Genomic DNA, 10,828 nt, shown 5'->3' on the forward strand with positions numbered 1-10,828 from the left:
TTGCGCCTTAAAAACATAATGCTTGTAAAATTTCTTTGCGCCTTTGCGTAAAACCAAAAATAATAACAATTAAAACTAAATCAAATTATGCAAATAATAGATTCTGGTCCTAACTATTCTTCAGGAACAAAGGCGCAGATCAATATGCTGTACGTTACCGTACTCACATTGGTCGCCACTTTGGGAGGACTTTTGTTTGGATACGACACCGCAGTAATTTCCGGAGCCGAAAAATCGATCCAGGAATATCTGATCATTCCTTTGGGATTGAGTTCATTGGCGCACGGAGCAACCATTTCGAGCGCATTGATCGGATGTATCATCGGTGGTGCAATTTCCGGGATGATCTCCACGAAACTGGGAAGAAAAAAATCATTGATGCTTTCTGCATTTTTGTTTTTCATCAGTGCTTTGGGAGCGGCCTATCCTGAATTTTTATTCTTCAAACACGGCGAACATTCGATGGGTGTTTTGTTGGCTTTTAATTTTTACAGAATCATTGGTGGGATTGGTGTAGGGCTCGCTTCAGCAGTTTGTCCGATGTACATTGGTGAGATTGCACCTGCTGAAATACGCGGAAAATTAGTTTCCTTAAATCAGTTTGCCATTATTTTTGGGATGTTGGTGGTTTATTTTGTGAACTGGGGAATCGCAAACGGACAAACGGTAGAATGGATTAACGAAATTGGATGGCGATATATGTTTTTATCACTGACAATTCCTTCTGCTCTATTTGGAATTTTACTGTTTTTCGTTCCTGAAACTCCGCGTTATCTGACTTTTATTAATAAAGATGCAGAAGCGCTGAAAATTTTAACCAAAATCAACGGAGAAGCCCGTGGAAAAGAAATTTTCTCTGAAATAAAAAGCACCGTCGTTGAGCATAAAAGTGAAATTTTCGCCTTTGGAAAAACCGTAATCGTGATTGGAATTTTGCTTTCTGTTTTCCAACAATTTGTAGGAATTAATGTGGCTTTGTATTACGCACCCAGAATTTTCGAAAGTATGGGTGTTCACAAAGATTCTTCGATGTTGCAAACCGTTGTGATGGGATTGATTAATGTTGTGTTTACGGTTATTGCAATCTTCACGGTAGATAAATGGGGAAGAAAACCATTATTGATCGTAGGTTCAGTTGGGATGGCGATTGGAATGTTTGCAATTGCTATCTTATCTTATTATCAGATTATCGGGATTGCCACTTTGGTGTTTATTATCGTTTACACCGCTTCATTTATGATGTCTTGGGGACCGATTTGTTGGGTTTTAATTTCAGAAATTTTCCCCAATAAAATCAGAGGAAGTGCGATTGCGATTGCCGTTGCAGCACAATGGGCAGCGAATTATTTAATATCATCAACCTATCCTTTCATGATGGAATTTAGTGGAGCATTTACCTACGGATTTTATGGTGTAATGAGTGTTTTATCATTGATCTTTGTCTGGAAATGGGTTCCTGAGACCAAAGGTAAATCTCTTGAGGAAATCGAAAAGATTTGGGAAAAGTAAAATATACTTCAGTTTTATAATTAATTTGTGTGGGCATCGAGTTTTTTCGATGCTCTTTTTTTTAACTTTGAGCAATCAAACGAGTTTATGAATATTTTTAAATCCATTATTAATAATTTAAAAATTATTAAAGCAAATCAAAATATTGAAAAAATTAAAAATGAGTTTGTTGCAAAACAAATTCAAATACACCAACTTCCAAAGGAGTTAAAATTATTTTTAGAAAATAAAACTGAGTTTGATTTTATTGGAATATACTCTAAAGGTGATGATTGTATTTATTTTGCAAAAACCGAAAATGATCTAAACATCGAATACGAAGCTGTTACCGAATCTCAAGTTCCATTTTATCACAAATTAAAATCTTTTGCATTTACAAACAATTTTAAGGTTGAAGAAATAGCAAATGAAGGTGTTCCCTATTTGAAAATAAAAACCAACACTTCAATTGAGGAAACATTTCTTCTGGCTAAAAAAATTCAACAAGATATCTTCGGAAATAATGATGAGACAAAATATGATATTGTTCCGTAATAATTTTTAGTCTTGAAAATTTACGAATAGGTTTTACAATAAATTTGATTAGATATTTAATATCAATTATTACTTTTAAATCATCCTTAACCGTTCTTCTTCAAGATCGATTTGGAATAATTGCTGACGAATTATTTCTTCATTAATTTTCGGATCTTTATTAAGTTCTGAAAGATATTCACGCTGGGTTTCGAGCATTTCTATAAAGATAAGTTTTGTTTTCTCATTCATCCAACTGTCGTCGGCGGCTTTTGCACGTTCTTCCCAATGTCTTAGGAAAATCTCTAAACCTGCATGGTCTTTCAATTCATTTTCATATTTCGTTTTAAGAAAATGATAAACATGTTGTTTCAGGTCTTTTTTTAATTTTTGTTTCGTTAATTCTTCAGATTCTTCTTTGAAAACATCATCAAAAAACCGAGTCCGTTTGATAAAATAAGGAAGCGTAAGCCCCTGAACTAAAAGGGTAAGTAAAATCACGACAAACGTAATAAAGAGAATTAAATTTCTATGCGGAAAAGCTTCACCATTATCTAAAGTCACCGGAATTGCCAATGCTGCAGCCAACGAAACCACGCCCCGCATTCCTGTCCAGCCTAATAAAAGTGGCATCATCCAACGGCGTGTTCTTGAAGATGCATGAGGTTGTACACTTGGACGAAAAATCATCGTAGAAATTAATGCAGCATAAGAGCTAATCATTCTTGCAGCAATCAAAATTCCGGTTACTAAAATACCGTAACCGATAGCTGTTTCCAACGGAATTTGATCTTCCTTAAGTCCATCTACAATTTCCGGAAGTTCTAATCCAATGATGAGGAAAACTACACCATTCAAAATAAATATCAGACTTTCCCAAACACTGTAAGCATGGATCCTGCTCGTGCTGTTTAAGAATTTCAATCGCCTTGCCGACATAAAAAGTCCACCTGCGACAACCGCCAATACTCCTGAACTGTGAAACTGCTCTGCAATCCAATACATCAAATAAGGTTCAATGATCGTCAATGCAATATCAGAAGGCGCATCAGTTGGAAGAAGTTTGTGTGCCTTTACAAAAAGCCATCCCAAAAGCAAACCAATACCAACACCGCCAATGACCATCCAAAAGAAACTCATCGTAGCATCCATCCAAATGAACTGACCCGTTCCAACCGCCACCAAAGCGAATCGAAAAATAATCAATGATGAGGCATCATTCAACAAACTTTCGCCTTCAAGAATGGTAGAAGTAGATTTTGGAATTTTGACAAATTTAGTAATCGCTCCTGTACTCACCGCATCTGGTGGAGAAACGATCCCGCCAAGTAAAAACCCTAATGCAATTGTAAATCCCGGTATAAAATAGTTAGTAATTAAAGCCACGGATAAAGCAGTAAAAAATACGACCAGAAAAGCGAAACTCCCGATAATACGCCACCATTTCATCATTTCTTTAAAGGAAATATTCCAGGCTGCGTCACATAATAACGGTGGAAGAAATATAAAAAAGATAAGATCCGGATCAATTTTTATCACAGGCAAACCAGGAATGAAACTGATAATCAAACCTCCAACAACCAATAAAATAGGGTAAGCAATTTTGAGTTTGGCAGCAAACATGTTTAAAACAACGATGACCGCAACCATTGCTAACAGAAAAGGTAAAAGACTGTGCATGATATTATTTGTGTTTTAAGATGTAAAAATAGCATTTTTTTTAGCTTCATAAATCTAGTCAATACTCACTTTTATTATTCAACAGAAATGCTTCTATATCGATTTGAGTAATAAATCGATAGTATAAAAAATAAATTGTACACTACATTAATCAAATGTCCATAATTGTATCCCTTAGGAAATGATTCAATTCCAAAAGTATGTCCTGAAATACTGATTATGATAGTAATTACCAAGAGTGATACCCAAAAAAATATAAAACTGACCGTATTTCCCTTCAAATTATCTATTACTTTTTTATCTTTTATTGAATAGGAATAGATATAATTGGGAAGCCATGAAGCTAGAGTAAATGCCATAGCAAGATTATATGATATAAAGAATGGAAACAGAGTAAATACTAATAATGCGCAAAAAAAATAAATAGCTACAAACCTGTTTTTACTTTCCTTTTCATTTTCCTTATAGATAAATAAAGGAATATTCATTAAAAGTAAAAAAAACATTACCCAAAAGTTAAAGAATGAAGATTTTTCTTCATTCTTGTTTTCCAGGAACATATACATATTAAAACCAGCCCATAACAAATTGACAACCATCTGCATTAGTGCAGATTTTGTTAAACGCATTGCTTTTTTTTTATTTCCCTGATATTGTTCTCTAACTTTTTTGAGGTCGCTTTCCAGCTTCTTATTTTTATTAAACATGTATTATCTGATGATTTGCAAGCTTTGCGTTCCTTTTGGAATATATAATAACATATCTATAAATGTCTTTCTATTCATCCCAGATTTATCAATATCTTCATATCCCAGTAAAGATTCTCCACGATCAAAGCCTTCTTTAGGTTCTAGCCTTACCATTCTGTTATTACCATAAAATTTCATTACATAATTTTCGATTGGGTAAATATTTTGTGAATAAGTATCAGATTCTGCACGAGTTGTAGAAACAGATTTAGCTTTTCTGCCCTTAGTTGACTGAAACTTTACAATGACATCTTTTGGAAAATATTCTGCCTGATACCATTCATTATCAGCATTTAAAAATAGCGTATTCAGATAATCATAATTTTTTTCTTTAAAAGCTGAAGCCATATTTTTATAAAAATTGACAACCTTTGTTTCTAATTCTTTTTGGTTTAATTTAGAAAGGTCTTCTCCATTCTCCCATCCTGTAAGATCATAAGGAACTGAGGCATTAAAGCTAACCTTTGTCTTGTATTCCGCTAATTTTGAGTAGTCAATCCCCTGATCGTCATTTTTAAACTCAACAACCTCTTCCGGAGTCTGCAATGACCCATCTTTATTCCATCCTGTTTTTTCGACTTTTAGTACAAAATTTTCACCATTTCCAAGATACGGTTTCTGTACTCCGTTATTGTCATATCCCGGATACAATTCAATTTCAATACTTTGTTTCCCGCTCTTTAAAATAGAAGAATTGATATTAACTTTTGCTGCTCCCGGTATTTTATCAAAATTAGAATATACAGGGGTTCCGTTTACCAAGACTCTGAAATTATAAACAGACTGAATATCGAGTTGATAAAGTGGCTCTTTTTCAAATTTTTGAACTTTGCCGGAAAAATATTCTATTCGTTGTTGTGTTGTCATTGTTTTATCTTTTGATTCCTGTGCACAGCTTATGAGGCTTGCTGTCAATAATAATGTGAATATAAACTTTGTCATTATTTTTTATATTATAGGTAATTTCCAACCTGTCTTCCATGTATAAGGGTCTAATACTACTATTTTTCCATCCGCAGTATAGTGTATTCCATCTTTTTCTTTCAGTTCACTGATATTGTCTGTTCCTGCATCGTCTGCAACAAATCCTAAACTAACATTTGCTTCTAGCAATAATCCTTCAAATTTTACTTCAGGTTCCACATAAATACTGTGGGTATCTGCTTTTGTAACAAACTCTAAGGCTATTCCGCTTTTCACTTCTACGCTTGCTTCCAGATAAGCCTTAGATTTCCAGAAAACAAAAACTTTCATACTTCCATTAGCCTGTAAATATCCTTTAATGGCGATTGAAACTTTTCCTCCAAACTTGCATGGGCTTCCATCATCATCTTTCATTAGTCTGTTGGTAAAGTTACTACCAGAAGCTGTATTGATACTTCCTTTTAAAGATCCAAAAATTTCACTGTTAATAATTAAATCTAGATTAATATCAAAATTATCTCCCAATGCTTCGTCTAAAACATCTAAGATAGCAACAACAGCAAGAACAACAGGATGTTTGATCTTATATAATAATTGATACAGATCATATTTTGCTTCGATTCCAAAAAGAGGATTTAAATCAATTGCACCTTCAATTAAAGTTCCCATTTCTGGGCTTTTTAAATCTGCCGCAGCTTCTGCACACCAGCTTACAGAAAGACCAACTTTCGGAGGAGTAAGCTCAAAGCTCCAATTGCTTTTCTTTTCTCCTCCTCTCTTGTTCATCAGTTCCTGCAACTTAGCTTTACGATTTGTAATAGTTGCATTACCTGTCGGAGAGCTTCTTGTAGTTTCTGTATTATTACCTTTTACAATTTTTTCAATAAGCTCTTTTAAGCTTACAATTTTATGAAGAAATTCTTTTGCTTTAACAAATTCTGAACTGAAATTTAATGCAGCATAAGGTCTGTCGAACTCACAAATCAAATTATACTCAGCATCAAGTGTTCCATGTGCTTTTTGCATAAGATTTTTTGCCTGACTTCGAACAGAGTTATTTTTTCGTGCCCTGCTTCTTTCTTGAGAAGCTTGCTGGATCTTCCGTTTGTTTTTTTTCTTTTTACTGCCGGATATATTACCTTGTTGCTGTTCTTTTAGCTGATTGATCCGTTCATCTGCCTCAAGCTCTTTTAACTTCCAGGTTTCGTGATATTCTTCTCTTAGTTCATTGAATTCTTTACCATCATAATTATAAGCAATTTGAAGTGTCCATTTTGTATCCGGATAAACAGCAATATATAACGGTGTACGAAATGCACATGTATTTAAACCAACAGGGTATTTCTGAACCGCAATTCCACTATTAGGCCAAATTGTTCTTATTAAACCACTAAGCGGACTAACTGTATTACCCCAGGTATAATCATAACCTAATTTTAATTTAAGCAATTCATCTGTAGGAGATTGATACTCGAAAGGATAATAATTTTCTAATATTTTAAACCCCGACTGCATCTTTAATTTTTTACCTCCATCAATTAAAGTAATTGCCTGTGTCAGCTTACTTTTATCTTCTTCTTTTTTTGTTTGTGCTTCCCCGCCGCTAAATATTTCAGAACTTTGCGCAAGTCTCCATTGCCTTTTTCTTGTTGTATTATCAGGTATCAGTAATGATTCTATTTTTGATATATCTATTACTTTTCCTGTGTGTCTTAATTTTCCTTCATGCAAACAGTCATTGGAGCGAACATCTTTCAATTCAACAGTTAGTTCTTTTCTCATTTTATCTACTCCTGCAACAATAGGGAAAACTAATTGAGTTGGGCTTGGGTTATCTTTCAAAGGGAATACCTGTATATTTACCTCTTCTTCGTTTTTTTTGTACTTACCATGTATTTCTGAATAACCACAAGGTAAAAAATTGGCATAATTTGTCTGAACCTCTCCTACAATGGCTACTTTATTTCCTTCTGGTTTAAGAAACGACACTTCATTACTAAGCCCTAATAATGTAATACTGTTCTTATTACATAACAGTTCTTTGTTAGAAAAAAATATGGATGCTTTTAGCTTAATTGAATTTTCTTTAAATTTATTATTTTCAGAATTAGCATAGAAACTCCATACAGGATCTACATAAATATTAGCTACACACTTCTGGTAATTAATACCATTTTTTAGTTCAGTATTAATTGTTTGAAAAGCTGGTTTATTTTTAGAAACAAATACACCTACTTCTCTTAATATTCTGGAAAATGAATTGGGAAGTTTATTTTTATCAATTTTCTCAAGTTCCAGACGTTCCTCTTCTTTTTTCCATTTTCCATCTTCTTTCTCATGCATAGGTAGGTCTTCAGCTTTATTTTTATCATCAAAAAGCTGTATTTCTATATCTTCACCGAATAATCCATCGGTATAAATATGAAGCTGAATTGTTTCTCCATATTTTACCTCTCTATTAATGACTGCCCCGTCATTACCAGCATCATATTCTCTCCATTCATATCCAAGAACTTTTGGGGTCGTTTTAATTTGTACAAATACTCCATTTTTAGTGCTATTCGTGGGTTTAGACTTACCATGAATATAAGGTTCAAGCCATCCTATGCCTCCCCAATAGATTTTTGTGAAGCTCAAGCTATGTTCTTTACCTTTTCCTATCCCTAAATCTGGATTGTATGCATTTTCCTGAAAATTTGGTTTATTATTACAAATGCTCCAGACCCAGGCTAAATTTTTTTGTTCTTCTGCTTCCAGTTTGTCCCAATTTTCAATTTCTGCTTTTATGGAAGATTTCCCGTCTTTTGTTGGTTCAACAAGAATGTACCCGGTTCCTACATCATATTTATCTGTTATTTGAGGATAAATTTTTATTTTTGGATTATTCATGACAGTACATTTAAATGAATTTGACTTTCTTCATCAAGGAAATCAACAAAAGGTATCATTTCAACCAAAACTTCCTTATCCGCATTCTTCATATTTTGTGCAGATGCTTCAGCAGTCTGTCCGTGATTAATAATCTCAATACAATCCGGACCTCCTATAGGACAAGTTGCCTTGCTGTCCTCTAACAATGCTTTGCCCTGATTATCCTCCAACATAATTTTTTCATAAAAACCACTCCATTGAGTAACAATCACCTGACAAGGATTGTTATTCATTTTTTTGCAGAATCCGAACGTGTTTTTCTCGAAGGTAGGTCCAATATCTACATGAGTAGCCATAAGCTTTTTGCGTCCATTCTCATTGATGTAACGTTTGCTTTGTGTTTTTACGGTAAGTTTATCAGGAGTTGTACCAAACTTGCATTGGCAGGTCGCTCCATGACAAACTAGATGTTTTTCACTCATAGTATTTTGTATTTCTTTATTTCTCAGATTTACTGTTCGTATAACTGGAAATCAATTTTATATTCGGTATTTTTCTCAAATGTTGAAATATAGCCAGTTATTGAAAATATTTCTCCGGTTTCTTTATTCAATTTATACAGAACATTTACTTCCCCTTTTGTTCTGCTTTTATTGAACAGATCTTCTTCATCATTTCCTGTTATTTTTAATGCTATTTTATTTCCTTTTGTATATTCTCTATTCAATACCAATTCGGTTTCATATCCAATTTCTCGTGATAAACCCGAAAAATAAACCTGTAGAAAATCTTTTTTTGAAAATTGCGGATAGCTCCCGTAAACAGGCAAAAAGAAAAATTTATAAAAAATATTTCTTTCAAACATCTCTTTCTTCAAATTAAGATTTGAATACGCCTTATCCATTTGCGTCAAAATCTGATCTGTAATTTCAGACTGATAATAATCTTTCATTTTTGGAAGACAATCTGTTTTCCAGCGGTTGGCTATTTGTTCATGGTTGATGATATTTTCAAGTCCGCCATCTTTCTTTACCGACATCTTTAACGGATATAAAATCTGTTCTGCTTTTTCAAATAACTGTTCTATAACTTTATCAATTTCCTGATTGTTTACGTAAGTTTTTTCCTTGGTCAGCTCCAAATGAAATGGAGTTCTTTTTATCTTTATTCTGTAGTGGATCTGAAGATTTTTAGGTAAGAATTTAATAACGACCCCGTAAGTTTTCTCACTGGAAACAACAAGAAAATCTAATGTTGTACTTTTCAGTAATTTCTGGTCTCTGGTCTCAAACTTATCAGCAGGAATATAAACGTATTCCACATATTTAGGCAGAGATAACGTCAATAACTCCTGAAAGCTACAGTGTTTATTATGAAAATTCAAAAACTCTTCCGTAGTCATTTCATATTCTGCGGAAAATTCTTTAAGGTTTAAGATCCCTTCTACTTTAACCTTCTTATATTCATTTATCACCGAGTCTTTCATTTCAATTGTTTCCACCAATTTTCGTTATCATTTATATTTATTAGTTTTTATCAGCAGATATTTTTTTTAAATTCATCACAGAATATAATTTTATAATAGGTTGGGAATACTTTCAGTTTCTTTTATCAACGATCATCAAAAAGTTTTTTAATACTTTTCTAAATCAGAAAAACTTAAATCCTGTATTTTAGGCAAGGTCTTGATCGGTTTCAATTTAGTATTTTTTATATTCTTTTTGTTTGGGCCAAAATCTATGTCATATTCACCTTTAGTTCCTTTTATTAAGTCTATTTCTGTATGGGATGTAGTCTCTTTTCCATCCCATATTACTCTTGATATCTTAATTAGTTCAAAATTATTTTTATTCAGTCTAAATTCATAACTGCTTTTTCGGTTATCAATGTCTGTCAGCATTCGCAAGACTCCTTCTTCAATAAAAAAATCCGGAACATTATTCCCACTATATTTTCCATTTTTACGGATAGGATATTGCCCCTCAATAAGTTTCGTAGAAGAAACGACCAGTTGAAGTTTCTTATTGGGTTGGGAGAGGAATATTTGTAACCTCGATGGCTGCGTCTCATCCTCTATATCCATTTCCACCATAATCCTGTCATTGCGTTTATCATTATTCAAATCCCCCACTTCTTCTTGTATCAGAGATGTATAATTACCTTTCACATTTTTTTGAGAATATAAATTAGCATTGATCAAGAGAAGAAATATAACAATGGATGATGATATTTTTTCATATTTTTTTTAATTGATTAATACACTTTGCGGTTAAAATGCTTCTAATAATGATTGTAAAAAAGATTTAGAATCATCTATATGATAGAATACCATATTTACGGTAAGCCCGTAGACTGAAAATAGTAAAAAAATAAACAATATAAAGATTAGAAAAGTGAGTAATAACTTATTTAATATGATTTTCGATAGATAATATATTAGAGAAAATATTATTGCAGGAATAATTGCTCCAATGAGACCAACATTTATAACGACTTTGTAATCTCACCCATCTTAAGTACACTCAAAAGTAGAGCTTTTGGTTAATAATTTCTTGTTGTCGTTGTTAAAATTTTGTTGAAAT

Annotated in this window: 9 protein-coding genes; 2 read left to right on the forward strand and 7 right to left on the reverse strand. The window is 33.0% G+C overall.

Features of this window, described 5'->3' with window-relative positions; all coding sequences use genetic code 11:
• Positions 1-87: 87 nt before the first annotated feature.
• Both xylE and AB671_RS20530 read left to right on the forward strand, forming a co-directional pair.
• Positions 88-1,509 carry a D-xylose transporter XylE gene (xylE, locus tag AB671_RS20525; protein ID WP_082987378.1) on the forward strand — a complete coding sequence of 474 codons (1,422 nt, stop codon included), beginning with the start codon at positions 88-90 and terminating at the stop codon, positions 1,507-1,509.
• A gap of 87 nt (positions 1,510-1,596) precedes the next feature.
• Positions 1,597-2,043, forward strand: a complete 447-nt coding sequence (locus tag AB671_RS20530; protein WP_066679446.1) for a hypothetical protein — start codon at positions 1,597-1,599, stop codon at positions 2,041-2,043.
• 75 nt (positions 2,044-2,118) lie between these two features.
• Here the strand turns inward: AB671_RS20530 and AB671_RS20535 are convergent, their stop codons facing one another.
• The 7 genes from AB671_RS20535 to AB671_RS20565 all read right to left on the reverse strand — a co-directional run bounded on the left by AB671_RS20535 (position 2,119) and on the right by AB671_RS20565 (position 10,413).
• Positions 2,119-3,702 carry a Na+/H+ antiporter gene (locus AB671_RS20535; RefSeq protein ID WP_066679447.1) on the reverse strand — a complete coding sequence of 528 codons (1,584 nt, stop codon included), beginning with the start codon at positions 3,700-3,702 and terminating at the stop codon, positions 2,119-2,121.
• Between the two features lie 74 nt (positions 3,703-3,776).
• Positions 3,777-4,409: a hypothetical protein gene (locus AB671_RS20540; protein ID WP_066679448.1), complete on the reverse strand. Its 633-nt coding sequence runs from the start codon at positions 4,407-4,409 to the stop codon at positions 3,777-3,779.
• Between the two features lie 3 nt (positions 4,410-4,412).
• Positions 4,413-5,393 carry a hypothetical protein gene (locus AB671_RS20545; protein ID WP_066679449.1) on the reverse strand — a complete coding sequence of 327 codons (981 nt, stop codon included), beginning with the start codon at positions 5,391-5,393 and terminating at the stop codon, positions 4,413-4,415.
• Positions 5,394-5,399: 6 nt separating this feature from the next.
• The gene (locus tag AB671_RS20550) at positions 5,400-8,264 is read right to left on the reverse strand and encodes a hypothetical protein (protein ID WP_066679450.1); all 2,865 of its coding nucleotides are present in this window, start codon (positions 8,262-8,264) and stop codon (positions 5,400-5,402) included.
• Positions 8,261-8,728 (reverse strand): DUF4280 domain-containing protein, encoded by a 468-nt coding sequence (locus AB671_RS20555; protein ID WP_066679451.1) that lies wholly within the window; start codon positions 8,726-8,728, stop codon positions 8,261-8,263. Before AB671_RS20555 ends, AB671_RS20550 begins: the two co-directional genes overlap by 4 nt.
• Before the next feature lie 29 nt (positions 8,729-8,757).
• Positions 8,758-9,747, reverse strand: a complete 990-nt coding sequence (locus tag AB671_RS20560; RefSeq protein WP_228391047.1) for a hypothetical protein — start codon at positions 9,745-9,747, stop codon at positions 8,758-8,760.
• Positions 9,748-9,879: 132 nt separating this feature from the next.
• On the reverse strand, positions 9,880-10,413 hold the full coding sequence (locus AB671_RS20565; RefSeq protein ID WP_066679453.1) for a hypothetical protein: 534 nt from the start codon (positions 10,411-10,413) through the stop codon (positions 9,880-9,882).
• Positions 10,414-10,828 lie beyond the last annotated feature (415 nt).

Source organism: Chryseobacterium sp. BGARF1 (genome assembly GCF_001677955.1).
Classification (GTDB): domain Bacteria; phylum Bacteroidota; class Bacteroidia; order Flavobacteriales; family Weeksellaceae; genus Chryseobacterium.

Bases quoted from the DNA above. Each gene is read 5' to 3' on its own strand.
- xylE (WP_082987378.1), top strand. From the start codon at position 88: ATGCAAATAATAGATTCTGGTCCTAACTATTCTTCAGGAACAAAGGCG.
- AB671_RS20530 (WP_066679446.1), top strand. From the start codon at position 1,597: ATGAATATTTTTAAATCCATTATTAATAATTTAAAAATTATTAAAGCA.
- AB671_RS20535 (WP_066679447.1), bottom strand. From the start codon at position 3,702: ATGCACAGTCTTTTACCTTTTCTGTTAGCAATGGTTGCGGTCATCGTT.
- AB671_RS20540 (WP_066679448.1), bottom strand. From the start codon at position 4,409: ATGTTTAATAAAAATAAGAAGCTGGAAAGCGACCTCAAAAAAGTTAGA.
- AB671_RS20545 (WP_066679449.1), bottom strand. From the start codon at position 5,393: ATGACAAAGTTTATATTCACATTATTATTGACAGCAAGCCTCATAAGC.
- AB671_RS20550 (WP_066679450.1), bottom strand. From the start codon at position 8,264: ATGAATAATCCAAAAATAAAAATTTATCCTCAAATAACAGATAAATAT.
- AB671_RS20555 (WP_066679451.1), bottom strand. From the start codon at position 8,728: ATGAGTGAAAAACATCTAGTTTGTCATGGAGCGACCTGCCAATGCAAG.